The organism is Amycolatopsis camponoti (assembly GCF_902497555.1).
GTDB classification, from domain to species: Bacteria; Actinomycetota; Actinomycetes; order Mycobacteriales; family Pseudonocardiaceae; genus Amycolatopsis; species Amycolatopsis camponoti.
Genome location: NZ_CABVGP010000002.1, coordinates 2,803,025 through 2,829,380 on the forward strand (window position 1 = coordinate 2,803,025; position 26,356 = coordinate 2,829,380).

Below are 26,356 nucleotides of genomic sequence, written 5' to 3' on the forward strand. Positions count from 1 at the left end.
CCACAGAACTACCGGGCGGTGACGCGGCGAGGATCGAAGACACGCGCCATCGTCGAGGCAGCTCGCCGGTGGCTCAGGAGCCGGCTCGCGAGCACGCCGAGGCGGTTCGCGCGGCCGTCGATCACGACCGGGCCCGGGTCGCGGCTCTCCAGGTGGTTCAGTGCGGTGGTCACGACGTCGTCGGGCCGGCGGAGTTTTCCGGCGGTCAGCACCGCCGCGTCCGGGCCCATGCTCGACGTGAAGTCGGTGGCGGTGGCGCCGGGGCAGACGGCGAACACAGTGACGCCCGTGCCGCGCAGTTCGGTCCACAGCGATTCCGTGAAGCTGAGGGAAAACGCTTTCGTGGCGCCGTAGACCGCCATCCGGGGTGCGGGCAGGTAGGCGGACACGCTGGCGAGGTTGATGACGAAGCCGTGGCGGGCGTTCACCATGCCGGGGAGGAAGGCGGCGGTCAGCCGCATCGGTGCCAGGGCACCCACGGCGACCTCGGCGGAGAGCCGGGCGGGTTCTGATTCGAGGAACGGGGCGAACGATCCGGACGCGGCGTTGTTGATCAGGCCGGTGACGTGGATGCCCTGCCCGGTGACCGTTTGGTGCAGTTCATCGGCGGCGTCGGGCCGGGCGAGATCCGCCGGGACCACGTCGACGCGGGCGTCGGCAGTGCGGCGGAGTTCCTCCGCCAGCGAGGTCAGCCGGTCGGCGCGGCGGGCGACGAGCACGAGGTTCGCGCCGCGGGCGGCCAGTGTCCGGGCGAACGCGGCTCCGATACCGGAGCTCGCTCCCGTGAGCAGCACGGTCTGGGCGCGGTAGTCAACGGTCATGCCCCCAGCGAACCGGCGGCCGGCGCGCGCGTCCAAGACCTGTTCCGCACCTGGTCATGCACGAGCGGCATCGCGGACGAGCAGCCTCTCCGCGGAGCGGATGAACTCCGCGACGAGCGGGTCGGTTTCCCCGGCACGGCTGGCGACGACGACCCGGCTCGGCTCGGCCCCGTCGACGGGAACGGCGACCAGGTCGGGACGCAGGGTGAAGCGCCGGTCATCGGCGGGGACGACCGCGATGGCGGTGCCCTCGGCGATGGCCTCGAGTTTGTCGTCGTAGGTGTCGGCGAGGGTGGGACCCAACGGGGCCGCGCCATTGCCTTCGCGGGGTTCGAGACGCCAGAAGCCGGTCCAGTCCTCGCCCATGCCGGTGCAGCCGACGAGCGGCTCCGATCGGACGTCCGCGACGTCGATGGACTCCTTGCCCGCGAAGCGGTGGGCGGTCGACACCAGCGCGACCAGAGGCTCGGTGTAGAGCGCTGTCACGGCGAGGTCGTCTTCGGGGATCGGCAGTGGTGCGCGGATGACCAGCGCGTCGATCTGCCGGGCCACCAGCGCACCGGCCTCCCGTGAGCTGAGATGACGGGTGCGGACGTGGGCGCCGGGACAACGGTTTCGCAGGTCGCGGACGGCGGGGGTGATGACGAGGTCGTCGGCGTACCCGACGGTGATGGTCCGGGCCGGCGCCGCCGCGCGCGCGGCGAGCACGGACTGCTCGGCGTGGTGCACCAGTTGCTGTGCCTGGGGCAGGAACGCCGCGCCGGCGGCGGTGAGCCGGCTGCCCTGGCTGGTGCGTTCCAAGAGACGAACCCCGAGTGCGTTTTCCAGCCGCTGGATCTGGCGGCTCAGGGACGGCTGGGCGACCCGCAACTGCTCGGCCGCACGGGCGAAGTTCAGCTGCTCGGCCACCACCAGAAAGTACCGGACCAGCCGGAGGTCCAGGTCGGGGAGCATGTCCGCAGGCTACTCCGTCATGCCGTCCCGGTATGGCGACGTGCGAACGAGGTCTTGGACCCACGGCACGGTGTGGTGGTGTCTTGGGGACATGACCATAGCTTTCGTCAACGGCGTTCCGGTGACCCCCGCGGTGTGGACGCCTCTGATCGACGAGTTGCCCGAGGCCCGGCAGCGAGAGGCGGTCCTGCTCGCACCGCCGGGCTTCGGTGCACCCCTCCCCGCGGATTTCGCGGCCACGTTCGACGACTACCGGGATTGGCTCATCGATGAGCTCTCGCGGTTCGACGCGCCGGTCGACCTCGTCGGCCACAGCTTGGCGGGCGGGTATGTGCTGGAGGTGGCGATGAGCCGTCCCGACCTGATCCGCAGCTGGGTCAGCGACACCGTCGCCGGTTACGAGCCGGACTACACCTGGCACGACCTCGCGAAACTGTGGCAGACACCCGGCGAGGGGGAACGCCACGTCGACGAACTCTTCTCGGGGGATGCAGGTGACCGGGCGGCGCGCATGGTCGGCTGGGGCATTCCGGAGCCGACCGCCGGCGAGATCGCGCTCGACCAGGGCGAGGAGATGAGCAGAGCGATTCTCGCGCTGTACCGGTCCGTGCCCCAGCGGGTGCTGGTCGAGCGAGGCCGCGATTTGTCCGCGGCGGCAACGAGGCCCGGGTTGGTCCCCATCGCCTTGCAGGACGACACCGTGGGCAGTCCCGCCCTCCGCCACCGAGCCGCCGAACGGGCCGCCGCCCGCACCGCGGACCTTGATGGGCTCGGCCACTGGTGGATGCTCGACGACCCGGCGCGGGCGGCCGCCATGCTGATCGACTTCTGGGACAGCCTGTGAACTCCGGGGGAGTGCGGCGCTCGCCGGGGTGAGTTCAGCTGATCTCTCCGCGGACGTCGGTGTCGGCGCCGTCCTGGACGGCGTGGACGACATAGCTGACCGACGTGGGACGCGTCATGGCGTCCAACGCGTACACGCCACCGGAGGCACCCATGCCGCTGACGCCGGCGGGCTCGATGAGCCGGCCCAGGTCGCCCAGCTGCCACCCGCCCAGCCACAGCACGCCAGTGGGGATGGAGCAGGCCAGCTTCCGGTGGTCCGCGTCGGCCGTGTAAACCGTGGCCGCCAGGCCGAACTCGGTGCGCTTGGCCTCCTCGACCCCGGCCTCGAACGACGGCACGACTTGCACGGCGGCGACGGGACCGAACGTCTCGGCGCACATCAACTCCATCTCGGGGCGCACGTCGACCACCACGGTCGGCGGGTAGAACCAGCCCGGTCCCTCGGGGACCTCGCCGCCGACGAGCACCCGGGCACCGGCGGCGACCGCGGCCTCGACCTGCCGGTGGACCAGCTGCCGCTGGTCCCCGTCGACCATGGGGCCGATCTGGGTCCCGGGGTCGGCCGGATCCCCGACAACCTGCCGGCGGGTGGCCGCCACGAGCGCGTCGACGAAGGGTTCGGCCACGTCCTGGTGGACGTAGATCCGCTCCATGGCCGTACAGATCTGGCCGCTGTTGAGGTAGGAGCCGACGGCCACCTCCTCGGCGACGGCGTGCACGTCGACGTCGGAATCGACCACGACCGGGTCCTTCCCGCCCAGCTCCAGCAGCGCCCGGTTGAAGTTCGCTGCGGCCGCCGTCGCCACCGAGCGGCCTGTGCGCACCGAGCCGGTGAAGTGCACGAGGTCGATGCCGGGGTGCCCGGCCAGCGGAGCGCCGGAGTGCCCGTCACCGAGGAGGAGGTTCACCGCGCCGGCGGGCAGGCCCGCCTGGTCGACCAGCTCGAAAAACCCGACGGCGGAGATCGACGCCTTCTCCGACGGCTTCACGACCACCGTGTTCCCGGCGGCCAGTGCCTGCCCCAGCGTCATGAGGATCGTCGTGACGGTGAAGTTCCACGGGACGATCAGCGCAACGACACCCACGGGGAACCGCTGGACGTCCGTCGCGACCCCGTCGACGACCTTGACCCGGTGGGCGAACCGGTAGCTCTCGGCGTGGTGGAGGGCGTCGGTGAAGGCGGTCAGGCCGGCATGGATGAACTGCGCGGCGATCTGGCGCGGCTTGCCCATCTCCTCGGTCTCCATGGCCGCCAGGTCGTCGACGTTCTTCTCGACGAGAGCCGCGAGGTGCCGCAGCCGGGCCAGGCGGTCCGGCAGGTTCAGTGCCGCCCATGCCGGCTGGGCGCGCTCAGCGGCCCGGACCGCGGTGTCGGCGTCCTCGGCGGTGCCGGCGGGCAGCACCGCGACCGGGGTCTCGTGGTACGGGTTGAGCCGCGTGATGGTGTCGGCCCCGGACGAGTCGACCCACCGCCCGTCGATGTGGTTCTGCAGCGTTCGCATGGTCGTGCCCTTCTCTCGTGACGTGTGGCGAACCGACCGGTGGAGATCAGGTCAGGGCGGTCGTGGGCACGACGCCGCCGATCTTGCCGAGCTTCTCGCCGAACCGGGCTCGGAGCGCCTCGACGACCTCGGCGGGCGCGGTGCTGGGGTGCCCGGAGCCGAACGGCGGAGCCGGGTTGTACTCGATGTAGAGCTGGATCATCTGGGCGTAGGTGGGGTCCTCGATGTCCGCCATCAGCTCCAGCGCGAAGTCGACGCAGGCCGTGACCCCACCACCGCTCCAGAACTTCCCGTCACGGACCGTCCGCGCGGGGTCCGGGATCGCGCCGTACTGTGCGAGCTGGTCCAGGAACGCCCAATGGGTGGCGCTGCGGCGGCCCCGCAGCAGACCGGCCTGGCCGAGGATCAGTGAGCCGGTGCATATGGAGGTCACGTAGCGCGCGTCCTCGCCGAGCCGCCGGAGCTGCTGGAGCATGCCGGGTGTGGTCGCCGCGCTCATGTCCGCGGTGCCGCCGACGAACAGCAGGTCGCAGCGCTCGATGTCGCTGAGCTTCTCGACGTCCCGCAGCGGGAGGCCGAGAGCGCCCGTGAGGTCGCCGCCGTGCTCGCTGGCGAGCCGGAGGTTCGCCCCTGGCAGGTGCGCGAACACCTCGTAGGCGCCGAGGAAGTCCAGCTGCGCGCACCGCGGCCAGAGCGCGAACACGATGTCGAAGGTCTTGGTCATTTCGATGCTCCTGTGGATCGCTGCGCCCGGGCCGCGGCGCTCGGCAGCCGGTTCACCGGTGAGCGCGGTGCCTCGCCGCGCAGGATGCGGGCCGACTCCTCGACCACCTTCCGCTTCAATTCGGCGAGCGACTCCTCGCTCCAGTGCGCCGCGTGCGGGGTGAGGATGGCCGACTCGCAGCTCAGCAGGGGGTTTCCCGGGTCGACCGGCTCGGCGTCGAAGACGTCGATGCCGGCGCCGAAGAGATGCCCCGAGCGCAGCGCGTCGGCGAGCGCGACCTCGTCGACGAGGCCGCCGCGCGAGACGTTCACCAGCACCGCGCCCGGCTTCATCCGGGCAAGGGCGGCGCGGTCGATGACGTTGCGGGTGGACTCGAGCAGCGGGACGTGCAGTGACAGGACGTCCGACCGGGCGAGCAGCTCCTCGCTGCCGACCAGCTCGATGTCCAGCGACTCGACGTCCGCCTGTCCGACCGCCGGGTCGTGCCCGATGACCGTGTAGCCCAGAGAGCCGGCGATCTCGGCTACCCGCCGACCGATGCGGCCGAGCCCGTACAGGCCGAAGGTCTGCACGTCGGGCCGGTGCACCCCCGGCACGGCCCAGTCCGCCCAGCCCGTGGCGCGCATCCCGGCGTCGAGAGCGGGGAGGCGCCGCTGCACGGCGAGAGTGAGCGCGATGGCGTGGACGGCCACCTCGCGGTAGTTCGCGTCCGGCACGTTGCTCACCCAGATGCCGCGCCCGGTGGCCGCGTCCAGGTCGACGGTGTCGAACCCGATGCCGCACCGGCCGATCGCCTGGCACCGCTCGAGTCCCTCGATGACCGTGCGGCTGATCTCCTCGACGACGACGATGAGCGCGTCCGCGTCCGCGGCACCGGCGAGGATGGCCTCCTCGCTCGACCCGTCGATGACCTGGAAGTCGACGTCGAGGCCGTCGTAGGCGCTCAGGTCTTCGTCGCTGAACTCGATCAGCTTGCTGGTGCAGACGACCTTCACCGTGCACCGCCAACGGCGGTCGGGGTAGCGGCGTAGCCCTTGAGGGCCGGGGTCTCGGCGAGCTCCTCGGCGCTGAAGAGGGGCCGGCCGAGGAAGATGCCGGCGAGCGTCATGAGCTGGGCGGCCGCGAGGATGCCCGCGACGATCCACGGTTCCCCGCCCAGCTGGCCGACGAGGAAGGCCGCGAGGAGCGGCGTCGGGCCGGCGATGAGCGCGCCTTGCAGCTCGCGGGACGAGAACAGCCCTGAGGAGCGGTACTCGGCCCGGAACAGGGCCGGCATGAGCACGGTGTGGGCGGCCGCCACGCCGGCCCACCCGAAGGCGTTGAGGGCCACGCTCGCGATGATGATCGGCACGATCGCACCGGCCTTGAGGATCGCGACGTACGGGACGGCCAGCAGCAGCGCGCCCGCGATGCCGATGAACATGACGCGGCGGACGCCGATGGTGTCACCGAGCCGGCCGAACACCAGCAGCGCCAGGAACCCGCTCCCGAAGACCGCGCAGGACATCAGCAACGCGTAGCTGCCCGGCAGGCGAAGCGCGCCGCTGATGTAGCTGATGGCGAAGGCACTGGTGATGTAGCTGGTGACGTTGAGGCCGGAGGGTACGAGGAAGCCGGCCACCCAGTTGCGGGGACTGGCTTTGACGGCTTTCGCCATCGCGACGAGTGGGTTGCGGTGCGCCTGGGCGAGCTCGCCGCGCTGCCGTTCGTGCTGGACCTCTTCGAACTCCGGGGACTCCAGCATCGACCGCCGCAGGACGAGTCCGATGCCGGTGAAGACCGCGCTGAGCAGGAACGGGATGCGCCAGCCGAAGCTGAGGAAGTCCTCGGCGGAGAACACGGCGCTGGTCACCGCGAAGAGGACCGAGGCGGTCAGCACGCCGAAAGTCGCGCCGGCCATCGCCAGCGAGGACAGGTAGGACTTGCGCCCGGGCGTCGCGCTCTCGTTGGCGATGATGATCGCCCCCGCCATCTCGGCGCCGGCACCGAACCCCTGCGTCACCCGCATGAGCAGCAACAGGAGGGGTGCCCAGATGCCGATGGCCGCGGACGAGGGGAGCAGGCCGACGATCGTCGTGGAGGAACCGACGAGGATCAGCGAGAAGATCAGCACCGGCCGGCGGCCGAAGCGGTCGGACGCGGCGCCGAGCACGATGCCGCCCACCGGACGCGCGACGAACCCGACAGCGAACGCGGCGAAGGTCGCGAGCAGGGCCACTTGCGCGGACTGACCGCTGAAGAAGACCTTCGAGATGACCAGGCCCGCGGCAACGGTGTAGAGGCCGTAGTCGTACCACTCGATCGCGGTCCCGACACCCGCGGCGACCGCGGTACGGGTGCCGGAGCGCGCCGGTCGCCGCGGGACGGCGACCGCCTCCGCTTCGGTGGCGGGTGAACTCGGCGCCGTCTGGGGTGACGGGGTCATCGATGGCTCGCTGGTCATCGGAGTTCCTCTCTCGTCGGCGGTGACGTCGGCTCGGGCTTGCTGAAAAGCTACGGGCTCGTTTGCGTTCTGTCGACAGTCCACAGAATATTTTCCGGTAAGGTTCGGCCATGACCGCGACGGACCCCGCAGCCGAGTTCGAACGCATCCAGGTGGGCTCACTGGTCGATGAGGCGCGGCGACAGATCCGGCGCAACATCCTCACCGGTCACCTGCGCCCGGGAGAGCGTCTCCGGGACTCGGTGCTGGCCGAGGAGATGGGCGTGAGCCGGTCGCCGGTCCGCGAGGCCCTACGTCTGCTCGAGCAGGCGGGACTCGTCGAGAAGACGAACAACCGCTCGTACCGGATACCGGCGTTCGCCCCCGAGGACGTCCATGAGCTGGCCGCGCTGCGGGCGGCCGACGAGATCCTCGCCATCCGCACCATCGTGACCAAGCGGCTGCCGCTGGACTCCCTCGCCGCCGCCATCGAAACCATGGCCGCGGCCGGGAACGATCCGACGAAGGGACTCGCCGCGGATGCCGCCTTCCACGCCGAGGTCGTACGCCTGTCCGGCCTGCCTCGGCTGGTCGAGCGCTATGAGGTGCTCATCGACCAGATCCGGCTCGTGCTGCGAGCGAACGAGATCGAGACCTGGCAGCGGACTCCCTCGATCGCGGCAGCCCACCAGCGGCTCCTCGACCTGATGCGGGCCGCCGTCGAGGGCGGCGACGTCGCCGAGCTCGTCCGCGTGTGGGAGGACCACGTCCTGCGCGGAATGGCGGCACCGCAGGTGCTCGACCCGCTCTGAGGCCGCCCGTGGCGTCGGGGGAGCGGGGGCAGGCACCTGGTCCCCCGCTCCTCGCCGATTTACGGCAAGATCCTCAGACCGCGCTCCGGCTTCGGATCCGCCCGATCGCCTCGATGTCGGCCGCGGCACCCGCGCCCACGTAGCCGATGTCCGTGCTGAACAGGACGAAGTCCGCCCCGTGGTCCACCATCCGCTGCGCCACCTCGGCGGTGAAGACATACGCGCCGTAGTGCTTCCCCAGCCGCTTGGCGCTGTCGCCGATGGTCTCGAAGGCGTGCCACACCTGCGGGGCGTCGATCCCCGCCGCCACATCGGCACCCATGCTCAGTGCCATGTCCGACGGTCCCATGACCGCTCCGTCGATTCCTTCCACGGCGAGGATCGCGTCGATGTTCGACAGCGCGAGCGGCGTCTCGATCATCACCAGGGTCAGCACGTCCTCATTGGCCGCCGCGGGCGTGGCGTGCAGTCGCGGCGCCCCCCACGAGCGGGCACCGAGCGGGGGGAACCGAGTGTTGTCCCGCACCATCTCCGCCTGCTCCGGCGTGTTGACCATCGGCGCCACGATCCCCCGGGCGCCCAGGTCCAGGGCGCGCTGGATGCCTATGGGGTCGTTCTCCCCGATGCGCACGAACGGGGTGGTCCCGCCGAGCTCCAGCGCGTACAGCAGCGCCGGGATGCTGTCCTCGGTCACGTACGCGTGCTGCTGCTCGATGATGACCCAGTCGAACCCGGCATCGGCCATGGCGTGCGCGGTGGAGATGGCCGGGATGCCCAGCATGGCGCCGAAGGCGGGCTCGTGGTCGCGCCACCGCCGGCGGACGATGTTCTCGGTCATACGCACCTCTCGTCGATTCGCGCAGGTGGCGGGGACTCTCGGTCCGCCTCCGCGGGGACGGGTCCGTCCCCCGGGCATCGACCCTACGGTTTGGTCTGATTTCTGTCGACAGTATTCATTTTTGTCGATGCCTGGCGAGGTCGCCGGTGCGGAATGCGGTCCGTCCGCGCGTCGTCCGCCTGCCCGTGATTTCGTGCTGGCGCACAAAGTCGCGAGCCGCGCCGCGGGTACTGCGCGAGGATTGCCGGGGAGGGTGCGTGCGACGGTCAGCCGCACCCGAGCGTGAGGACCTCGTCGAACGCGGCGCTTGACTCGCTGACGAGGTCGGCGGCGGTACGGGCACGACGTCGGGCCGTCTCGTAGCAGGCGAGCGCGATCTGCCCGGCGAACACGGCGATGGTCTGCGCGGTGCCGCGGCTTCGCAGCACCTCGGTGAGGTTCGACGCGAGCTGCTGGGTCTTGAGTGCTTCACGTGCGCGCAGCTCGAGGTGCTTTTCGACCAGGTCGGTGTGGTGCTGGTACGCGTCGAGGTCGTCCGTCACCTGAGCGAACAGGCGCAGGACGATCGGGCGCAGCTGTTCAATGGCCTCCCGGTGGTCGCTCGCGGCGCCGACGGTGTCGTCTGCGCCCGCCGAGGCGATCGTGTCGAGCAGCGCCTGCTCCTTGGCGAAGACGACCTCCGTCTTGTCGCCGAAGTAGCGGAAGAACGTCGTGCGGCCCACCTCGGCGCGAGCGGCGATGTCGGTCACCGACACCGCGTCGTACCCGTGCCTCGCGAAGAGCTCGTCGGCGGCATCGATGATGCGCTGCCGTGCGCGCAACTGCTTGCGCTGGATGAGGGAGTCAGGCGCCTGTTCCGGTGTCACCGAACCAGCATACGCGCATCCGGATCCCAGGCTCATTTGGAACGCGGTGTGCTACGGTACTGAGTACCAACACGAACTCCGCTGCGAAAGGACACGATCGTGATCGAAGAAAAGGACACTGCCGCTGCCGTGGCGCCTCATGGGGTGCCGTTCCTGGCCGGGAGGGACACGGCCCCGGCGTACTGGGCGTTCGGTGTTCTCTGGGTCGTCTTGGCGGATTCCGAGCAGACCGGGGGAGCGTTCTCGGTGATGGAGCAGTGGATGCCGTCGGATGGCGGCCCGCCGCCGCACGTCCACCCGATCGACGAATGGTTCAACATCCTCGAAGGCTCCATCGAGTTCCGCGTCGAGGACGAGCCGCCGATGCGGGCGACGGCGGGTGACTCGGTGTGGATTCCGCGGGGAACGGTGCACAGTTTCACGACGAAGAGCGCCGCGCACGTGTTCAACGGCTACACGCCGGCCGGTTTCGAGCAGGTCATCATGGGGCTGGGCACTCCTGCGGAGCGCCGCGAACTGCCGCCGGAGGATCTCGGGTTCGAGCCTCGTGCCGCGGCGCAGTTGATGGACAACTTCTGGTCGGCGAGCGCCGACACCGGCTGGGCCAAGAAGTGGATCCAGTGAGCGAGCGGACGGTGTCGCCGGAACTGGACGCTCTGCTCGACAGCGTCGCGGCGACGGTTCCCGTCCGGACGGAGACGGCCCGGTTCGGGACGGCGGGAACCGAGTACGAGGGTTTCTTCGCTCGTCCGGCCGGCAACCCATCGCTCGCGCGCCCTGGCGTGCTGGTGCTGCACGATTGGTTCGGCCGCAGCGACCACGTGCGGGTGCGGGCGCGGATGCTGGCCCGGCTCGGATACGTCGCTCTGGCCGGAGACGTCTACGGAGCGGCGGTGTCGGTGGAGGGCCCGGAGCAGGCGATGGCCCTGGCGTCCACCTACACCGGCGACCCGGCGTTGTTCCGGGAGCGGGTCGCCGCGAACCTCGCGGCGTTGCGGGCGGACCCGCAGGTCGACGCGTCCCGAGTTGCCGTCATCGGCTACTGCTTCGGCGGAACGGGGGCGCTCGAACTCGCTCGGTCCGGCGCCGAGGTCTCGGCGATCGTGACGTTCCACGGGAACTTGGAGACCCGGGCGCCGGCGCGTCCCGGCAGCATCGTCTCGCCGATCCTCGTCCTGACCGGGGCGGACGACCCGGTCGTGCCTTCGCCCGTGCTCGCGGCCTTCGAGGAGGAGATGAGGGCGGCCGGCGCGCCGGATTGGCAGGTCGTGACGTACTCCGGTGCGATGCATGCCTTCGCCGTCCCTGGTACTGATCTGCCCGAGCACGGGGCCGCGTTCCACCCGTCGGCGAACCGCCGCTCCTGGGTTGCCATGGCGGACTTCCTCGAAGGGGCGTTCACCTAGCCGGACGTCGTCCCGGGTCGAGGTGACTGGTGGCGGCCTGGCGTGCGGACAGGTGAAGGCCTCCGGCGGTGAAGTGGACCTGTTCGGGAACCGCTTCACCGATTGGAGGCCTTCATGTCCCCACCCTGACCCACGCACCCGGTTGCCACTCGCGTGCCTGATCTTTCACGTAACCTCTTCGCATACCGCGACAGAACAGGATCCGTAGCTGTGACCCACCCGTTCAGCGTCAACGCCGACGGCTTCCTGTTCGACATGGACGGAACGTTGGTCGACTCGACCACCGTGGTCGAAGCCGTCTGGACGCGGTTCGCCGGCCGGCACGGACTCGACGCGGAGACCGTCATCCGCTTTTCCCATGGGCGTCCCTCGATGGACAGCCTCGCCGAGTTCCTGCGCGGCCACAGCATCGAAGCGCGTGAAGCCATCGCCGCGGACCTCGCCCGGCAAGAACTCGATGACACCGACGGCATCGTCGAGATCGTCGGCGCCGGTGCGCTCATCACGGCGCTCCAGCAGGTGCGAGCACCGGTGGCCGTCGTGACCAGCGCGCCACGGGACCTCGCCCTGCTCAGGCTGAAGGCAGCCGCCGTTCCGGTACCGGACGTGCTCGTCTCCGCCGACGACATCGCGCGCGGAAAGCCTGATCCCGAAGGCTTTCTCAAAGCCGCCGACCTCCTGGGCGTCTCGGTCGCCCAGTGTGTTGCGTTCGAGGATTCCGAGGCCGGCGTGCTCGCCGCATGCGCGTCGGGCGCCACGACGATCGTGGTCGGCACGCACACCTCCGCGGCCACAACGGGTCTTGTCCGCATCCCGCACTATGCCGACATCGCTCTCACCACCGATGGCGACCAGTTTTTCCTGCATGCCTGACAGCCGCTGGGCCGCGACGCCGATTGCATGACGGTAAATAATCCCTTAACTGACATGCACTTGCTGTTAAATCGCGGGCTCCGTAATGTTTCCGGCATGAACCTCACCGTCCTCGCCGCGTCCGGCCGAACCGGACTCGCCATCACTCGAGAAGCCTTGCAGCGTGGCCACACCGTCACGGCGATCGCGCGTGACCCCGCGCGCATCGCCCTTCCCGAATCACCCGAGCTGCGCAAGGTCGCGGGCGATGTGACCGATCCCGGCAGCATCGCCGCCGTCGTCGGCGCGGATTCCGTCGTCCTTTCCGGACTGGGGACGGAACAAGCGGGAATCCTCCTCGCCGGCGCCAAAGCGCTCGTCGCCGCCGGACCGCGGCGCATCGTCTGGCTCGGCGCCTACGGCACGGGCAAGTCCGCGGAGGTGGCCGGGGAAGGGGCCGCGGTGCTCGGAAAGCTGCTGGGCGACCGGCTGCCGGACAAGATCGACGCCGACAACACCATTCTGGCCGCCGGGGGAACGGTTTTCCACGCCGGCCTCCTCGACGAAGGTCCGGAGAGTGCCCACCGGCGCACGGTCGGGCTGGACGCCGCGCCGCCCTTCGACCTCACCGCGAAAGTCAGCCGGGAAACCGTCGCGGCCGCGATGCTCGACGAAGCCGAGACGCCGCGTTTTCCCGGCGCGGTCGCGTTGCCGCTGGCCGGCTAGTCAAGCCGCGACGGCCTCCTCGATGGCTTCCTCGATGGCCGCGCGCACCTGGTCGCGAAGCCAGGAGTGCGCGGGATCCGAACTGTAGCGCTGATGCCAGTTGCAGATGATCGCCGCGGGTTCGGACTCGACCGGGAGCGGCCGCGTGATCAGGCCGAACGCCTCGACGAGCGGACGGCTGAGGATCGCTGTGCTCGTGACCAGTACATCGCTGCTGCTCGCGATCTGCAGCGCCACGGCGAGGGTGGCGACCGCGGCCACCACCCTGCGGTCGAGGCCTTCGGCCGCGAGCAGATCGTCGATCGGTGCCCTGAGACGACCGCGCCGGGAGACCAGCACGTGCGGTTGTTCCGCGTACGCCCGGAAGTCGAGGCCGTCGGCGCAGGGATGCCCCGGTCGCATCGCCACGACGAGCGGGTCGTGCCCGAGCGCCGCGGACTCTATCTCGGGCGATTCCGGCCGGCCACCGCCGAGTTCCATGTCGACGCGGCCCTGCCGGAGGTCGTCGGTGTCGGCCGAATTCTCCGCCAGCACACGCAATTGCACGCCGGGGGCCTGCCTTTGCACCCGTCCGACCAGGGCCGGGACCAGTAACGCGGCCAGCGTGTCGTGGCACTGGATCGTGAAGGTGCGTTCCAGGGTGGCGAGGTTCGGCTTGCGGGCCGGCAGGAGCACCTCGTGGGCCATCCTGACCAGGCCGTGAACGTCCTCCCGGATCGCCGTCGCATACGGGGTCGGCACCATCGCGTGCCCGGCACGCACCAGGATGTCGTCCCCGGTCACCTTGCGCAGCCTGCCGAGCGTACGGCTCACCGCCGGCGATGAGAGGTGCAGCCGCTCGGCCGCGCCCATCACGCTGCCCTCCTCGAGCAGCGCGTCGAGCACCGTGAGCATATTCAGATCTACCTGCATGACAGTAAATAGTAATGGAAAACCAATGCGTCCAACGCAATTGAAGGAGTACCCATGACCACCGAACTGCTTCCCGCCGCCACTGCCGCTGTCCGTCGCGCGGGCGAACGGCTGCTGACGCGCTACTCCACCGAGACACGTCAGTCCGGTCGCGCCGAACTCCTCGCGGCCGCCTACGACAACGACGCCGCGGTGGTCGACGTGCTGCGGCCGGCGCTGGCCGAGATCCGCCCGCAGGCGAGCTGGCTGAACGACGAGCACGGCTTCGGTCCCTTGGACGAGGGCGAGTGGTGGCTCATCGACCCGGTCGGCGGCAATGTCAACACGGTGCACGGAATGACCGACTGGAACGTCGGGGTGAGCCTCGTTCGCGATGGACGCCCCGTGCTGTCGGTGCTCTACGTTCCTTTGCTGGATCAGATGTTCACGGCCACGGAGGGTGGAGGGACGTTTCTCAACGGCGTACGGCTGCGGGTTTCCGACAAGAAGTCGCTGGACGGCGCCCTGGCCGGCACCGGGCAGTCGAAGCCGAACCAGGACCCCGAGATCGCGGAGCGGATGGGGGCCTCGTTCACCGCGATGATGAAGTCGACCATCTACGTCCGGATCTCGGTGCCGGCGACCCACCAGCTCGCCCAGGTCGCCGCGGGCCGGATGGATCTGCACTGGAACTTCGAGAACGTCCGCTCGCAGGTCGCCGGTGTGCTGCTGGTCCAGGAGGCCGGCGGTGTCGTCACCGACTTCGACGGCAAGCCGTGGACCCTCACCAGCACCGGCTACCTCGCGGCTGCCCCGGGCGTGCACGCCGCGGCGTTGGAGGTCCTCACCGCCTGACCGAAGGGCGCTGAGTGCGAGCCTGCTGCACCAACCCAGGGTGTCCGGTGCCTCGGCAGCCGCTGCCGAGGCACCGGAGGCCCAGCGTGACGGCCAGGGCCGACGACGATCTGCGCGGATCCGGCCCGGGACACGCAGGCCAGCACGCTCCCCTTCGGTTCGACCGTTTCGGTGCGAAGACCGGGCGGATTCCGGAAAAGTGAATCGTGGGTTGCCGAAAGTGCACTTGTCGTCCACTCCGGATGTCCTTAGCCTCGGCCCTGACGCGATCGCCAGTAGCATCGAGACAGCGGGGTGGGCGCCTCCATGGTGAAGGAACGAGGCTCGGTGAAGGCGCTGTTCTGCTATCCGGTGAAAGGGCTCAGTGCGCAGCCGCTGGGCCGTGTCGAACTCCGGCCCGGCGCGGGAATTCCGAACGACCGGATGTTCGCCTTCGCCCGTCCGGACGGCAGGTATCGGCCGGGAACTCGTGACGGACTGCCGAAGCAGGAGTTCTTCGCCCTGGTCTCGGACTGTCGCCTGGCCGGACTCGACACGCATCTCGACCCGGAGACCGATGTCCTCACCGCACGAGTCGCGGGGCACGAGGTGCTGAAGACCGACTTGACCACTGAGGACGGTCGCGACACCGCGGTGCGTTTCTTCACCCGCGTCCTCGATATGCCTTCGGGTGCCGCGCCGTTGTTCGCGCGGGAAGCAGGTAGGCGTTTCACCGACGCTGCCGCGGCTGGGGACGGACCGATGAACTGGCTCTCGTTGGTCAACCTGGCCTCGGTCCGTGACCTGGAGCTCCGTACCGGCACCGTGGTCGATCCGATGCGCTTCCGGGCCAACATTCTCGTCGACGGCCTACGCGCGTGGTCCGAGCTGGACCTGACCGGCCGGGAGTTCGATCTGGGGGACGTGCGCGTGAGGGCCGTGCACCGGACCAAGCGCTGTGCCGCGACCGAAGTCGATCCCGTGACCGGTCGTCGCGACTTGCCGGTGGTGTCCATGATCGACAGGACGTATGGGCATCGGCTCATGGGAATATACCTGGAAGTTCTCGGCGCCGGTGTCCTGGAGAAGGGCGACGAGATCGTTGTCTGAACTGCGGCTGAGGGTAACGGAGACCACCGACCTCACACCCACCGTCCGTCGTTTCGCCCTGCAGGACCCCGAGGGGCTCACGCTACCGCCGTATGAGCCGGGCGCGCACATCGTGGTGACCACCCCGGCCGGTCACAGGCGCAGTTACAGCCTGGTCGATCCAGGTGGTGCCCGGCCGCGAGAGTATGTCGTGTGCGTGCGCCGCGACGGCGGCGGCCGAGGCGGTTCGGTGAGTGTGCACGATGACGTGGCCGTGGACACCGATCTCGTGGTATCCATGCCGGCCAACAGGTTTCCGCTCCGACCTTCTCCCCGGTACCTGTTCGTCGCCGGAGGCATCGGCATCACGCCGCTGCGGGCGATGGTGCGCCGATTGCGGGCCGAGGGCAAGACCGGTGTGCGGCTTCTCTATCTGACGCAGTGCGCTGAGGAAACGGCATTCCTCGAGGAGTTCGACGGCCCGGAGGACACTGTGCACCACAGTGACGACGGTGGCCTTCTCGACTTGTGGCCGTACTTTGCCGTTCCGGACGACGATGTGCGCATCTACTGCTGCGGGCCCGCTCCACTCATGCGGACCGTGCAGGCGCTGACGGCACATTGGCGGATGAGCCGGATCCACATGGAGGAGTTCGCGGCCCCGCACAGCGGGATTTCCGTGCCCTTCACGGCGGTCTGGGCTCCCGACGGCCGCCGGGTGGACGTTCCCGCGCACCTGTCGCTACTCGCCGCCCTGCGCCGGGCCGGCGTTCCGGTCACCTCGTCTTGTGAGGCCGGCGTTTGCGGCACCTGCCGCCTCGAGGTCCTCGAAGGTGAGGTCGACCACCGCGACTCCGTGTTGACCGAACGAGAGAAGCTCTCAAGCATGCTGGCCTGTGTGTCGCGCGCCAAGTCCACCGAGATCGCAGTTGCGCCGCATCTGGTGGTGTCTCAGTATTCTTCTGCCGATGACTGAAGTCTGCGGCGTGCGGTCAGCGTCTGGAGAGGGGTAGCCGGGCGGCCGGTGGAAGTGGCGTCGGGACGGGGTCGGCCTGGAACGACTGCATCATCAGGGCCGTGAGGCGGCGTGATGCTGCCACCCGCATCTGGGGTGTCTCGGCTCGGATGCCTTCGTTGGCCATCAACGCCAGGGCGATGTCCTCCAGCACGAAATCCGCACGCAGGCGGCCTGCTTCCTTCGCGCGCCGGACCAGTTCGAGCAGCTGACGCAGCGTGCGGTCGCGATTCGCGGCGGATTCGAGCGCGTTGGGAAGCTGCGAGGTGAACGCACGGGCGAAGCCCCGGTCGAGGGCGTGCAATTCCATGAGCTTCTCGATCACCGACCGGAACCCGCTCCACGGGTCGCCCGCCTCCAGGCCTTCGTCCACGATCGCCGAGCAGGTGGCCATCTGCTCGGCGAAGGCCTCGGTCAGCAGCGCTTCCTTGGTGGGGAAGTGCCGGTAGACCGTCGCGGCGCCGACCTCGGCGCGCCGAGCGATCTCTCGGATCGGCACGTCCAGGCCGTCGGCGGCGAAGGCGGCGCGGGCGACCACAAGGATGCGCTCGCGGTTGTCGCGAGCGTCCGAACGGAGGTGCGCTCTCACTTGGGTCGTCACCGCTCTCATATTAGCTAAACGGACGGGGTGCTTCGTTACGGTCGTCGTATGAGAGCAGTCCAGTTCACCGAGTACGGTCCGCCCGGCGTTGTCCATGTCGCCGACGTGGAGGCGCCGCACGCCGGTCCGGGCGAGATCCGCGTCGCTGTGCGGGTCTCCGGAGTCGCGTCCGGGGAAGTCCGCATCCGCTCCGGGGCGCTGCGCGAGGTGGTGCCTGTGACATTCCCCTTCCGGACCGGGTTCGACGCCGCAGGTGTGGTGGACGAGGTCGGCGCCGGCGTCACCGGGGTGGGCGTCGGCGACGAGGTGTTCGGCATGACCACCACAGCCATGCGCGGCGCCAACGCGGATTTCGCGATCCTGGCCGCTTGGGCACCCAAACCGGCCGCGTGGAGCTGGGAGGAAGCGGGCGGCGCGGCCGGCAGCGTCGAGACGGCCACCCGGGTACTCGACCGGCTCGCGGTCAGGGCCGGGCACACCGTGCTCATCCAGGGCGCGGCCGGCGCGGTGGGCACGATCGCCGTCCAGCTCGCGGTCGGCCGCGGCGCCACCGTCATCGGCACCGCGAGCGAGCACAACCACGACATCCTGCGTGCTCTCGGTGCGGAGCCGACGACGTACGGGGCGGGGCTGGCCGAACGAGTACGCGTGCTGGCCCCCGCTGGGGTGGATGCGGTGTTCGACTGCGCCGGAGGGTCGTTGCCGGACCTCATCGCCATCGCCGGTGACCCGGCGCGTGTGGTGACGATCGCCGACCTCACCGCGGCGGCCTACGGCGTGCACCTCTCGCACGGAGCACCGTCTGACAACACGGGCGCGGCGGTGGGAGCCGGCGCCGACCCGCTCGCGGTGCACGGCCTCGCGATCGCGGTCACGCTCGCCGGCGAGGGCCGGCTGCGGGTGCCGGTCGCCGCGGCGTTCCCGCTCGCCGAGGCCGCGGCCGCGCACGAACTGAGCGAAAGCCGCCATGCCCCCGGAAAGATTGTCCTGGTGAGCTGATCGGACGCGTGTCGAGTCTGGCGAAGAACTCCTGTTTGGACAGTCGCGAACGCAATCCCTTGCCCATGGTGTCGTCGCCGTCAGTCGACGACTGTTTCCGTCGCGACGGCGCTTCGGCGACGTCGGATGTAGCGGACGGCTTCGATCGCACCGGTCACCACGAACGCGAGCCCGACACCGACGGCGATCCCGAGCAGGGTGTCCTCCTGGAACACCACGCCACCGAGGTAGCCGGTGAGCGCGGTGTAAGCACTCCACGTGGCGGTGGCGAATCCGACGAACAACGCGTACTTGCCCAGCGGGTAGCCGACGATGCCGGTGGACAAGGTGGCCAGGTAGCGGCCGACCGGGATGAACCGCGTGGTCACGAGGATGAAGCCGCCGCGTGCCTCGAGTTCGCGAGCGAACCAGTCGTGCGCCGCGCGTCGTTTCGTCCCGGGTGGCAGTCGCCGGAGCACTCGCAGCCCGAGCAGTCGTCCGGCCACGTAAGGGATGAGGTCGCCGAGGAAGGCGCCGAAGGCCGTGGCGGCGATGACGAGCACGATGTCGGTCTGCCCGCCGGCGGCGTAGACACCGGCGACGATCACGACGGCCTCGCTGGGGATCAGCGGGAGGAAGGAGTCCAAGCAGGACACCGCGATGAGCACGGCGTACAGCCATGGGGAGGTGATGAGCGATTCGGCCAGCTCCAGCCAGTCCATCACGGGCTGCCGCTCTTCGTCACGAGGTGCAGATGGATTGTCACGAGGAATCCCTTCCGGAGCGGTCGTCTGTACATCATCGAAGTGCGGACCGCGTAACACCCGCTGCCGCGACGTTAAAGAACGGTTCAAGCATCGGCAATGACAAGTTTGTCAACATGTGTTTGAGCCTCAGGCAATCGGGAGTGCGCGCCGGACAAGCCGATTATCACAAGTGAAAGAATTTTGTACCAATATTGCACTGGTGTGAATCGGCTGCGGTTCCTACTGTCGACCCGGCACCCGCATCCCGCTCACCGAGGAGGAGACATCGTGAACGCGACTGGCGCGTACCGGCAGAGCAGGGACCAGCTGCTGCACCTGCGTGGCGAGCACGACCGCGCGGTAGCCGAGTTCCGATGGCCGGAACTCGGTCCGCGGTTCAACTGGGCAGTGGACTGGTTCGACGTCATCGCGGCCGGCAACGACCATCCGGCTCTCGTCGTCGTGGAGGAGGACGGGTCCGCGACCGAACGAACCTTCGCCGAGATGTCCCGTGCCTCCGATCGCCTGTCGTCGTGGCTGGCGGCCCGAGGTATCCACAAGGGACACTCGGTGCTGCTGATGCTCGGCAACCAGGTCGAGCTGTGGGAAGCGATGCTGGCCATCATGAAGCTGGGAGCGGTGATCGTGCCGACCACGACGGCGGTGGGGCCGGCCGACATCGATGACCGGATCGCCCGCGGCGACGTCCGGCACGTGATCTGCAACGCCGCGGACACGGGCAAGTTCGACCAGGTGCCCGGCGACTACACACGGATCAGCGTCGGTGCGGCCGAGGGCTGGTCCGACCTGCGGGCGGCCGCGCACCTGCAGCACGCCCCCGTCCCGCACCCGGGCACCACGCCGGACGATCCGTTGCTGTTGTACTTCACCTCCGGTACGACGTCGCGACCCAAGCTGGTCGAACACACGCAGGTTTCCTACCCGGTCGGTCATCTGTCCACGATGTACTTCCTGGGCCTGCGGCCCGGCGACGTGCACCTGAACATCTCGTCACCAGGATGGGCCAAGCACGCGTGGTCCTGCTTCTTCGCGCCGTGGATCGCCGAAGCGACCGTCGTCGTCTACAACTACCGCCGCTTCGACGCCACGGCGTTGCTGGATCAGCTGCGTCGCCGGAAGGTCAGCTCGTTCTGTGCTCCACCGACTGTCTGGCGCATGCTGATCAATGCCGAGCTCGACGAGCGCCCGGAGGCGCTGCGTGAGACGGTCGCCGCCGGGGAGCCGCTCAACCCCGAAGTGATCGACCAGGTCCGTCGCGCATGGGGCCTGACCGTACGCGACGGATTCGGCCAGACCGAGACCACCGCCCAGGTCGGCAACACGCCGGGGAGCGCGGTCCGGCTCGGCTCGATGGGGCGGCCGCTGCCGGGAATTCCCGTCGTCCTCGTCGACCCGGTGACCGGTCGCCTGGTCACCGAATCGGGCGAAGGAGAACTGTGCCTCGATCTCTCGGCACGGCCGCTACCGCTCATGACCGGCTACCGGGATGACGCCGAACGCAACGCCGAAGCGATGCGCGGTGGCTACTACCACACGGGCGACGTGGCGAGGCGCGACACCGACGGCTACATCACTTACGTCGGCCGCACCGACGACGTGTTCAAAGCGAGTGACTACAAGATCAGCCCGTTCGAACTCGAGTCGACGCTGATCGAGCATCCGGCGGTCGCCGAGGCCGCGGTGGTTCCGGCACCGGATCCTGTCCGGCTGGCTGTGCCCAAGGCGTACGTCGCGCTGGCACCCGGCCATGAACCGACGAAAGAGACGGCGTTGTCGATACTGCGGTACGCCCGGGAACACCTCGCCCCCTACCAGCGCGTACGGCGACTCGAGTTCTACGACCTGCCCAAGACCATCTCCGGCAAGATCCGGCGCGTCGAGCTCCGGGCACGCGAGGAAGACCTGGCGGACAGCCCGCAGGCGAGCGCCGAATGGCGGGACGACCAGTTCCCGGGTCTCAAGAGCTGAATCCACGGCACGCCGATGTGCGGGCCCTGGCCTGACCCTGCACCGGGACCGGACCAGGGAGATTCCTTCCAGGTCCCCGTCCGGTGTGCCGTCGCGTCGAGCACCCGTCCCGCCACTTCGACGGCCGCCTTCTCCCGGGGTGAAAGCGCAGCATCCACAGTTGACGCCCCCACCGCGGTCGACGCCAGGACGGAGAAACTTCACTCTGCCAGGCCCGCTGCCTCATCGGCGGCTTCGTCGACTGCCTTGCCCGCTTTGGCGGCCAGGTCGGCCAGGTCGGGCAGGTCCGGGTTCAGCTCCCTGGCCCTGGCGGCGAGCCGCTCCACCAGCGCCGCCGAGTTCTGTGCCAGCCGCACCGCGTCGGCCATCCGGTCGTCCGCGGCCAGCGCTTCGATGTGCCAGGCCAGCCCGGCGAGCGTCTCGTCGTCGGTGTCCGGGGACAGGTAGCCGGACAGTCCCGGCGGATACCGTGTGCCAGCGCGCAGTTCGGACAGCGCGGTCACCACCGAGGGCTCGGCGCTGACCGTGTCCAGCAGGTCGATCAGCGCGAACAGCCTGGCCACGATCTTCGGCCGGCCGGGGAAGCGGTCCAGCCACCGCACCAGCTCGGCGTCGCCACCGAGGTGCTGCACGATCCGGGTCATCTGCGCGGCGAGCGCGGTGGGCAGCTCCGCGTGGAACATGGCGATGAGGGCCACCTGGTCGGCCAGCTCGGCCTGGCCGTCCTCGTCCAACTCGTCGGCGACGAACCTCTTGACCAGCTTCGTGGTGAGAACGAAACCCGGTTTCGGCAGCTGCTCGTGGTCGGTCATGGGCCTTCCAGGTTCGGGACGGCGTCCGCTGTGGACGATGTGTGGGCGGCCCCCGGATTTTCCTCCTCGACTCAGTGGATTCCAGTCGTCACCACAATTCACCGGCCGGCAGCAGCCGCCGGGGGCCTAGCCGGGGACGAGGAGCGGTTCCGGCCCCGCCAGGCGTCCCCGCGGGTCCCGTCCGCTCCTTCTGGTCTCACCAGCCTGTCTCGACAATGCATCGGATCGCACCGGCGCCGTACCGACCTGGCAGGTCCAAAACCAGCACGGCGAACGGGCCTGCCAGACGCATCGGACGGCGCCGCGGACCAGACCGTCCACGGTGGTACTGACCTGGACCACGGCACTCTTCACAACTCGCTCGGCCATGCGAGACCAGCGTCCGCCGCCACGAACCAGCACGCTTCGACCTCCCGAGGCCAAAAAAGGTCGCTTCCGGCAAGGTAGTCCTTCGGGTACTCCGCGTGCTCGAGGTGGCCGAGGACGTCTTCTCGCGATGGCACTGTCCGTCCTGGCTTGGCGGCGATCCACGCGCGCCGGCGAGAAGCCACCGGTGTAATTCACCGATCGCGGCACACCGGTCGGCCTGGCAGGGTGAATCGGCCCGGCAAATTCCGTCCCCGGTGTCTGAGACGCCGCCCGCCCGCGGCTGCCATGCTCGGCCCATGGATTACCACCAGTTCGTCGACGAAGTGGCCGAGCGGGCCGACGTCTCGCGAGAACAGGCCGAGGCGCTGACCCGGGCCACCCTGTGGACGCTGGGCGAACGCATCACCGGCGGGGAGGCTCGCCATATCGCCGGGCAACTCCCCGTGGAGCTGCAGACCCGCCTGATCGCGGCCGAGGAGGAAGCCGAGGGATTCAGCCTCGACGAGTTCATCCGCCGGACCGCGGAACGGGCCGGCGTGGACCGGGGCACCGCGGACATCGGCACGGCAGCGGTCTTCGCCACGCTGCGCGACACGATCAGCGGTGACGACGTCCGCCACATGATGAGCCAGCTGCCGCTGGAGTTCAGGGAAGTGGCACCCGGCCCTCGTCTCTCGGACGTTCGAGTAACAGGAGGAGACCTACCATGACTCTGCCCGTCAGGCGTTCTGCCGACCAGACGGATCGATGGAACCCCTTACGCGAATTCGAAGATTTTTATCACCAGGTGGACCGGCTCGCGCAGTCGGCGCTGGGCACCGCACGGGACGGCGGGCCGTGGCTGCCGGCCGGAGACGTCTCGGAGACCGACGACGCCTACCTGGTCGAGATCGAACTGCCCGGCGTCCGGCGGGAGGACGTCGACGTCGAGCTTTACGGCAACGAGTTGGTCATCACCGGTGAGCTGAAAGAGCGGGAGCGCAAGGGTTTGCTCCGCCGCCGCACCCGCAAGGTCGGCGAGTTCGAGTACCGCGTGACGCTGCCCGGCGACATCCGCGCCGAGGGCATCGAGGCATCACTCGACAGCGGCGTGCTCACCGTACGCGTCCCGAAGGTGGACGCCGCCAAGCCCAACAAGATCAAGATCACCGGTGGTTGACCGATGACCCGAATCCTGATGGTGCTCTCCGGCAGCGACCACTGGACGCTCAAGGACGGTACCCGGCACCCTACCGGTTACTGGGCCGAGGAGTTCGTCGTACCGCACAACGGGTTCCGCACCCAGGGTGTCGAGGTGATCGTCGCCACCCCGGGCGGGGTGGCACCGACGGTGGACCAGCGGAGCCTGAACCCGGAGATGGCGGGCGGCGAGAGGAAAGCCACCGCGTTCCGCGACTACCTCGACGCGATCGCCACCGAACTGGCCCAGCCGATGGTGCTGGAGCACGCAGTGGGGCACGTCGCCGACTACGACGCCATCTACATTCCCGGCGGGCACGGGCCGATGGAGGATCTGGCCGGCTTCCAGCCGCTGGGCGAGCTCCTCGTCCGGTTCTTCGACACGGGCCGCGTCGTCACGGCGGTCTGCCACGGTCCGGCGGCACTGCTCTCGGCCAACCGGCGCAACGGCGACTGGCTGTTCGAGGGCAGGCGAATGACGGGGTACACCAACGAGGAGGAGCGCTTGGTCGGCCTCGCCGACCGCGCGCCGTGGCTGCTGGAGGACCGGCTGCGGGAGCGTGGCGCGGACTTCAAGACGGGCGCGCCGTGGGAGCCGCACGTCGTGGTGGACGCCAACCTGCTCACCGGCCAGAACCCGGCGTCGTCCCAGGCGGCCACCGACCGGACGTTGAGTGAATTGCGCGTATACAACGCACTGTGACGGCAATATCGACTGAAATCGCGCCGAGCCCGGCGCCGGCTACTACGAACACCTCGGTTACTCGAGTTGTGTTCCTCGGGGTGCGGGCACTGCTTGCGTCCGGCCGCCAGTTCGACGGTGCGACCGAACTGGGCTGCATCGCCGAAACCAGCGTGCTGCTGGTGCCCGGAAAAGGACTTGGACCCCACCCGGTCCGTCTGGGCTGAGGGAATGACCGACTCGAGGCGGGGTTCCGGCGAAACGCCGGAGGAGCTGGCAAGCGCGTTGCAGGACCAGGCCAGGAGCGCGGCCACGGCGGCGTTGCGCACGGGCCTGGAGGACATCGAAGATCGGCACGGCCAGCACGTCGCCGATGAGGTCGCCGCGCTGGTCGACGTCGACGGTGTGTTCGCCGGCCTGAACGACCCCGGTCCCGGCTCGCCGGGGACGGTCGCCGGAGGACGGCGACGAGCCGTACGAGTTCACGCCGGTGGGCTCGCTGTAGGGGTCACTTCCGCCAGTCGTAGCTCAGCGTGGGCGGCTGGTCGGACCCCTTCGTGACGGTGAGGTGGTCGCCGGGGTGGGCGGCGGCGTACCGGACCATCTCGTCGTACATGCGGTCGCGCATCCCGACGTCCCGCACCTCGATCGTGGCGCGCTGGGCCAGCGGGAGCTGGTCGGCTTTCACGTCCGGGTCGTTGCGGATCGCCAGGTTCCAGAAGTGCTTCTTGTCGGTGCCGTCGGCGCCCTGGCCGTCGTTGGTGAAGTAGACCTGGCCGGTGTCCTTGTTGTAGATCGTCTGGGTCACCTTGATCTGGTCGTCACCCTGGGCGGCGTTGAAGTGCCCGTTGTTGTTCGGCGAATCGCTGGTGTAGAAGCCGACTTCCCCGCCGAACGCGTGGTTCGCGTACTTGCCCTTCCACAACTCCAGCCGGTACGTCTTCCCGGTCTCGGGGTCGGTGAACTCCATGTTGTCGCCGTCGTCGCCGGTTTCGTCGAGCTCCATCCCGAACGCCTCCCCGAACTTGTCGTAGAGGTCTTTCCAGCCCAGGTAGCTCTGCACCGAATGCTCGCCGGTGGTGAAGAAGCCGCCTTCCTCGTTGTACCGGAAGCCGAGGTAGTCGTAGATCTTCTGTGCGACCTCGGGATTCTGCATGATCTTGTTCCAGTCCTGGTGAAGCAGCGCTTCCCGTAGTTCCGGGTACTTCTTCAGCAGCGCGAGGAGTCCGGGTACTTCGCGGAGCAGGATCGCGCCGATCTCGGCGAGGTTCCGCTTCTCGGAGCCCGCGAGCTCCCAGACCTGACCCGTCTTGAACCTCAGCTTCTGGCCCTCGATGAGCAGGATCGCGTCGTAGGTGGTGGTCACCCGCTCCAGGTCGGCCAGCAGGACGAGGGCCTGGGCCTTGACGGCCTTGTCCTGCGCCCAGGCGACGGCGAGGTCGACCTGGCGGATCCCGAAGCCGTGCCACCCGTGGTCGAGCTTCTTCTGGAGGCCCTGGGCGTCGGCGCGCTTGCTCCGGGCGTCCTGCTGGGCCTTCGCAAGCGCGTCGCGGATCGTCTCGAACGACTTGGCCGAATCCTCGAGGTCCTGGGCCTGGTCGTCGCGGTTCTTCTTGAACGCTTCCAGCGATGCGAGCGCCGCTTCGCCGGCGCCACCGTGCCAGCCCTCGCTCAGCTGGACACGCACGCTCTCCAGCAGGGCCTTGGTGTCCTCGACCATTTCCTTGGCGTCCCGGCACGCCCGGGCGCGGTCGTCCAGCTCGGTGGGGCTGCCCTTCTCCACCTGGTCGGCGAGCGCGTAGATCTTGTCGAAGACGCTCACCGGTCGATCCTCGCGAAGGTGCTGTCCAGGGCCTTCAGGAAGGCGTCACGAGCCCCGGAATCGGTGCTGTGATAGCTCTTCGCGGCCGTCTGGATGCTCTCGACCAGGTATTCGACCTGCTGCTGCGCGGCGTCCAGGTCGTCCTTGCGCGTCGCCAGCCAGACGTCGTAGTCCCCGGCGAAGCCGGCGGCGCGCGCTGTGCTCCCGACGTTCGGCGATCCGCCGATGGACAACGTCGGCGACGCGCCCGCACCGAGCTTGGCCGCCGCGGCGTTGATGTCCGCGACGTCGACCTCGAAACCCACCGGACCTCCCTCTCCGCCGTCCGAGTGACAGGCCTCGTCGGCAATGTAACAGTTTGCCGCAGGTCGGAAGCCGGGGTGCCGTTTTCCGTTCCCCGGTCAGTGGCCAGAACCGGACACGTGCACGTTGCATCATTCGCGCCCTTCGCGCAGAGAAGCGACGACGTGCGAATGGTTTCCAGGAATTGCGACGAATTGGCATTTGGCCGACTGTCGGGCTTGCTCACTTGCACGCCTGGCGTGGCCGTCCGGTTGCCTCGCCGTCCTGTGCCGTTTCT

The 26,356-nt window shown here is 69.1% G+C and carries 28 protein-coding genes; 14 read left to right on the plus strand and 14 right to left on the minus strand.

Annotated elements, in window-relative coordinates:
• Positions 1-8: 8 nt before the first annotated feature.
• Both AA23TX_RS33475 and AA23TX_RS33480 read right to left on the minus strand, forming a co-directional pair.
• Entirely contained in the window at positions 9-821 is an 813-nt protein-coding gene (locus AA23TX_RS33475) for an SDR family NAD(P)-dependent oxidoreductase (RefSeq protein WP_155546709.1), read from the minus strand.
• Positions 822-875: 54 nt separating this feature from the next.
• Entirely contained in the window at positions 876-1,775 is a 900-nt protein-coding gene (locus AA23TX_RS33480; protein ID WP_155546710.1) for a LysR family transcriptional regulator, read from the minus strand.
• Between the two features lie 91 nt (positions 1,776-1,866).
• Between AA23TX_RS33480 and AA23TX_RS33485 the strand changes: the two genes are divergently transcribed.
• Positions 1,867-2,619, plus strand: coding sequence for an alpha/beta fold hydrolase (locus AA23TX_RS33485; protein ID WP_155546711.1), 753 nt, complete (start codon positions 1,867-1,869; stop codon positions 2,617-2,619).
• Between the two features lie 34 nt (positions 2,620-2,653).
• Here AA23TX_RS33485 and AA23TX_RS33490 read toward each other — a convergent pair whose 3' ends face one another.
• The 4 genes from AA23TX_RS33490 to AA23TX_RS33505 are packed head-to-tail and all read right to left on the minus strand — an operon-like array spanning position 2,654 to position 7,290.
• On the minus strand, positions 2,654-4,123 hold the full coding sequence (locus tag AA23TX_RS33490) for an aldehyde dehydrogenase family protein (protein WP_155546712.1): 1,470 nt from the start codon (positions 4,121-4,123) through the stop codon (positions 2,654-2,656).
• 46 nt (positions 4,124-4,169) lie between these two features.
• The gene (locus AA23TX_RS33495) at positions 4,170-4,847 is read right to left on the minus strand and encodes a DJ-1/PfpI family protein (protein WP_155546713.1); all 678 of its coding nucleotides are present in this window, start codon (positions 4,845-4,847) and stop codon (positions 4,170-4,172) included.
• On the minus strand, positions 4,844-5,842 hold the full coding sequence (locus AA23TX_RS33500) for a C-terminal binding protein (RefSeq protein ID WP_196425645.1): 999 nt from the start codon (positions 5,840-5,842) through the stop codon (positions 4,844-4,846). Before AA23TX_RS33500 ends, AA23TX_RS33495 begins: the two co-directional genes overlap by 4 nt.
• Complete coding sequence (locus AA23TX_RS33505) at positions 5,839-7,290, minus strand: MFS transporter (protein ID WP_155546715.1); 1,452 nt, start codon at positions 7,288-7,290, stop codon at positions 5,839-5,841. Before AA23TX_RS33505 ends, AA23TX_RS33500 begins: the two co-directional genes overlap by 4 nt.
• 110 nt (positions 7,291-7,400) lie before the next feature.
• On the opposite strand from AA23TX_RS33505, the gene AA23TX_RS33510 reads away from it, so the two are divergent.
• On the plus strand, positions 7,401-8,081 hold the full coding sequence (locus AA23TX_RS33510; RefSeq protein ID WP_155546716.1) for a GntR family transcriptional regulator: 681 nt from the start codon (positions 7,401-7,403) through the stop codon (positions 8,079-8,081).
• 73 nt (positions 8,082-8,154) lie between these two features.
• On the opposite strand, the gene AA23TX_RS33515 is transcribed toward AA23TX_RS33510, so the two are convergent.
• Both AA23TX_RS33515 and AA23TX_RS33520 read right to left on the minus strand, forming a co-directional pair.
• Complete coding sequence (locus AA23TX_RS33515; RefSeq protein ID WP_196425646.1) at positions 8,155-8,919, minus strand: HpcH/HpaI aldolase family protein; 765 nt, start codon at positions 8,917-8,919, stop codon at positions 8,155-8,157.
• Between the two features lie 266 nt (positions 8,920-9,185).
• Entirely contained in the window at positions 9,186-9,785 is a 600-nt protein-coding gene (locus tag AA23TX_RS33520) for a TetR/AcrR family transcriptional regulator (protein WP_155546718.1), read from the minus strand.
• A gap of 99 nt (positions 9,786-9,884) precedes the next feature.
• Here AA23TX_RS33520 and AA23TX_RS33525 point away from each other — a divergent pair, with 99 nt between their 5' ends.
• From AA23TX_RS33525 to AA23TX_RS33540, 4 genes are all read left to right on the plus strand, one after another.
• A complete protein-coding gene (locus AA23TX_RS33525) occupies positions 9,885-10,409 on the plus strand; it encodes a cupin domain-containing protein (RefSeq protein ID WP_230862851.1) in 525 nt (174 codons plus the stop codon).
• On the plus strand, positions 10,406-11,191 hold the full coding sequence (locus AA23TX_RS33530; RefSeq protein ID WP_196425647.1) for a dienelactone hydrolase family protein: 786 nt from the start codon (positions 10,406-10,408) through the stop codon (positions 11,189-11,191). Before AA23TX_RS33525 ends, AA23TX_RS33530 begins: the two co-directional genes overlap by 4 nt.
• A 210-nt stretch (positions 11,192-11,401) precedes the next feature.
• Positions 11,402-12,064, plus strand: a complete 663-nt coding sequence (locus AA23TX_RS33535; RefSeq protein WP_230862852.1) for an HAD-IA family hydrolase — start codon at positions 11,402-11,404, stop codon at positions 12,062-12,064.
• Positions 12,065-12,160: 96 nt separating this feature from the next.
• Positions 12,161-12,769 (plus strand): NAD(P)-dependent oxidoreductase, encoded by a 609-nt coding sequence (locus AA23TX_RS33540; protein WP_155546720.1) that lies wholly within the window; start codon positions 12,161-12,163, stop codon positions 12,767-12,769.
• Here the strand turns inward: AA23TX_RS33540 and AA23TX_RS33545 are convergent, their stop codons facing one another.
• Positions 12,770-13,681: a LysR family transcriptional regulator gene (locus tag AA23TX_RS33545; RefSeq protein WP_155546721.1), complete on the minus strand. Its 912-nt coding sequence runs from the start codon at positions 13,679-13,681 to the stop codon at positions 12,770-12,772.
• Between the two features lie 54 nt (positions 13,682-13,735).
• Between AA23TX_RS33545 and AA23TX_RS33550 the strand changes: the two genes are divergently transcribed.
• From AA23TX_RS33550 to AA23TX_RS33560, 3 genes are all read left to right on the plus strand, one after another.
• Positions 13,736-14,515: an inositol monophosphatase family protein gene (locus AA23TX_RS33550; protein ID WP_155546722.1), complete on the plus strand. Its 780-nt coding sequence runs from the start codon at positions 13,736-13,738 to the stop codon at positions 14,513-14,515.
• A 327-nt stretch (positions 14,516-14,842) separates the two neighbouring features.
• Positions 14,843-15,604 (plus strand): MOSC domain-containing protein, encoded by a 762-nt coding sequence (locus tag AA23TX_RS33555; RefSeq protein ID WP_196425648.1) that lies wholly within the window; start codon positions 14,843-14,845, stop codon positions 15,602-15,604.
• Entirely contained in the window at positions 15,597-16,559 is a 963-nt protein-coding gene (locus AA23TX_RS33560; protein ID WP_196425649.1) for a PDR/VanB family oxidoreductase, read from the plus strand. The genes AA23TX_RS33555 and AA23TX_RS33560 overlap by 8 nt, the downstream gene beginning before the upstream one ends.
• Before the next feature lie 16 nt (positions 16,560-16,575).
• On the opposite strand, the gene AA23TX_RS33565 is transcribed toward AA23TX_RS33560, so the two are convergent.
• A complete protein-coding gene (locus tag AA23TX_RS33565; protein ID WP_439328785.1) occupies positions 16,576-17,199 on the minus strand; it encodes a TetR/AcrR family transcriptional regulator in 624 nt (207 codons plus the stop codon).
• 48 nt (positions 17,200-17,247) lie between these two features.
• Between AA23TX_RS33565 and AA23TX_RS33570 the strand changes: the two genes are divergently transcribed.
• Entirely contained in the window at positions 17,248-18,198 is a 951-nt protein-coding gene (locus AA23TX_RS33570; RefSeq protein ID WP_155546725.1) for an NADP-dependent oxidoreductase, read from the plus strand.
• Between the two features lie 80 nt (positions 18,199-18,278).
• Here the strand turns inward: AA23TX_RS33570 and AA23TX_RS33575 are convergent, their stop codons facing one another.
• Positions 18,279-18,899 (minus strand): DedA family protein, encoded by a 621-nt coding sequence (locus tag AA23TX_RS33575; protein ID WP_155546726.1) that lies wholly within the window; start codon positions 18,897-18,899, stop codon positions 18,279-18,281.
• A 312-nt stretch (positions 18,900-19,211) separates the two neighbouring features.
• On the opposite strand from AA23TX_RS33575, the gene AA23TX_RS33580 reads away from it, so the two are divergent.
• The gene (locus tag AA23TX_RS33580; RefSeq protein WP_155546727.1) at positions 19,212-20,912 is read left to right on the plus strand and encodes an AMP-binding protein; all 1,701 of its coding nucleotides are present in this window, start codon (positions 19,212-19,214) and stop codon (positions 20,910-20,912) included.
• Between the two features lie 200 nt (positions 20,913-21,112).
• Here AA23TX_RS33580 and AA23TX_RS33585 read toward each other — a convergent pair whose 3' ends face one another.
• Positions 21,113-21,724 (minus strand): hypothetical protein, encoded by a 612-nt coding sequence (locus AA23TX_RS33585; RefSeq protein ID WP_196425650.1) that lies wholly within the window; start codon positions 21,722-21,724, stop codon positions 21,113-21,115.
• Positions 21,725-22,389: 665 nt separating this feature from the next.
• Here AA23TX_RS33585 and AA23TX_RS33590 point away from each other — a divergent pair.
• The 3 genes from AA23TX_RS33590 to AA23TX_RS33600 all read left to right on the plus strand — a co-directional run bounded on the left by AA23TX_RS33590 (position 22,390) and on the right by AA23TX_RS33600 (position 23,975).
• On the plus strand, positions 22,390-22,803 hold the full coding sequence (locus AA23TX_RS33590; protein WP_155546728.1) for a DUF2267 domain-containing protein: 414 nt from the start codon (positions 22,390-22,392) through the stop codon (positions 22,801-22,803).
• A gap of 77 nt (positions 22,804-22,880) precedes the next feature.
• Entirely contained in the window at positions 22,881-23,252 is a 372-nt protein-coding gene (locus AA23TX_RS33595) for an Hsp20/alpha crystallin family protein (RefSeq protein ID WP_230862853.1), read from the plus strand.
• Positions 23,253-23,255: 3 nt separating this feature from the next.
• Positions 23,256-23,975 (plus strand): type 1 glutamine amidotransferase domain-containing protein, encoded by a 720-nt coding sequence (locus AA23TX_RS33600; protein ID WP_155546730.1) that lies wholly within the window; start codon positions 23,256-23,258, stop codon positions 23,973-23,975.
• 487 nt (positions 23,976-24,462) lie between these two features.
• Here the strand turns inward: AA23TX_RS33600 and AA23TX_RS33605 are convergent, their stop codons facing one another.
• Both AA23TX_RS33605 and AA23TX_RS33610 read right to left on the minus strand, forming a co-directional pair.
• Positions 24,463-25,776, minus strand: coding sequence for a DUF4474 domain-containing protein (locus tag AA23TX_RS33605; protein ID WP_155546731.1), 1,314 nt, complete (start codon positions 25,774-25,776; stop codon positions 24,463-24,465).
• On the minus strand, positions 25,773-26,081 hold the full coding sequence (locus tag AA23TX_RS33610; protein ID WP_155546732.1) for a hypothetical protein: 309 nt from the start codon (positions 26,079-26,081) through the stop codon (positions 25,773-25,775). The genes AA23TX_RS33605 and AA23TX_RS33610 overlap by 4 nt, the downstream gene beginning before the upstream one ends.
• Between the last annotated feature and the right edge of the window lie 275 nt (positions 26,082-26,356).

Excerpts from the sequence above, each read along its gene's own strand:
- AA23TX_RS33570 (WP_155546725.1), top strand. The coding sequence starts at position 17,248 with ATGAGAGCAGTCCAGTTCACCGAGTACGGTCCGCCCGGCGTTGTCCAT.
- AA23TX_RS33540 (WP_155546720.1), top strand. The coding sequence starts at position 12,161 with ATGAACCTCACCGTCCTCGCCGCGTCCGGCCGAACCGGACTCGCCATC.
- AA23TX_RS33495 (WP_155546713.1), bottom strand. The coding sequence starts at position 4,847 with ATGACCAAGACCTTCGACATCGTGTTCGCGCTCTGGCCGCGGTGCGCG.
- AA23TX_RS33585 (WP_196425650.1), bottom strand. The coding sequence starts at position 21,724 with ATGACCGACCACGAGCAGCTGCCGAAACCGGGTTTCGTTCTCACCACG.
- AA23TX_RS33550 (WP_155546722.1), top strand. The coding sequence starts at position 13,736 with ATGACCACCGAACTGCTTCCCGCCGCCACTGCCGCTGTCCGTCGCGCG.
- AA23TX_RS33480 (WP_155546710.1), bottom strand. The coding sequence starts at position 1,775 with ATGCTCCCCGACCTGGACCTCCGGCTGGTCCGGTACTTTCTGGTGGTG.
- AA23TX_RS33545 (WP_155546721.1), bottom strand. The coding sequence starts at position 13,681 with ATGCAGGTAGATCTGAATATGCTCACGGTGCTCGACGCGCTGCTCGAG.
- AA23TX_RS33600 (WP_155546730.1), top strand. The coding sequence starts at position 23,256 with ATGACCCGAATCCTGATGGTGCTCTCCGGCAGCGACCACTGGACGCTC.
- AA23TX_RS33490 (WP_155546712.1), bottom strand. The coding sequence starts at position 4,123 with ATGCGAACGCTGCAGAACCACATCGACGGGCGGTGGGTCGACTCGTCC.
- AA23TX_RS33575 (WP_155546726.1), bottom strand. The coding sequence starts at position 18,899 with ATGGACTGGCTGGAGCTGGCCGAATCGCTCATCACCTCCCCATGGCTG.
- AA23TX_RS33510 (WP_155546716.1), top strand. The coding sequence starts at position 7,401 with ATGACCGCGACGGACCCCGCAGCCGAGTTCGAACGCATCCAGGTGGGC.
- AA23TX_RS33590 (WP_155546728.1), top strand. The coding sequence starts at position 22,390 with ATGGATTACCACCAGTTCGTCGACGAAGTGGCCGAGCGGGCCGACGTC.
- AA23TX_RS33485 (WP_155546711.1), top strand. The coding sequence starts at position 1,867 with ATGACCATAGCTTTCGTCAACGGCGTTCCGGTGACCCCCGCGGTGTGG.
- AA23TX_RS33475 (WP_155546709.1), bottom strand. The coding sequence starts at position 821 with ATGACCGTTGACTACCGCGCCCAGACCGTGCTGCTCACGGGAGCGAGC.
- AA23TX_RS33515 (WP_196425646.1), bottom strand. The coding sequence starts at position 8,919 with ATGACCGAGAACATCGTCCGCCGGCGGTGGCGCGACCACGAGCCCGCC.
- AA23TX_RS33505 (WP_155546715.1), bottom strand. The coding sequence starts at position 7,290 with ATGACCAGCGAGCCATCGATGACCCCGTCACCCCAGACGGCGCCGAGT.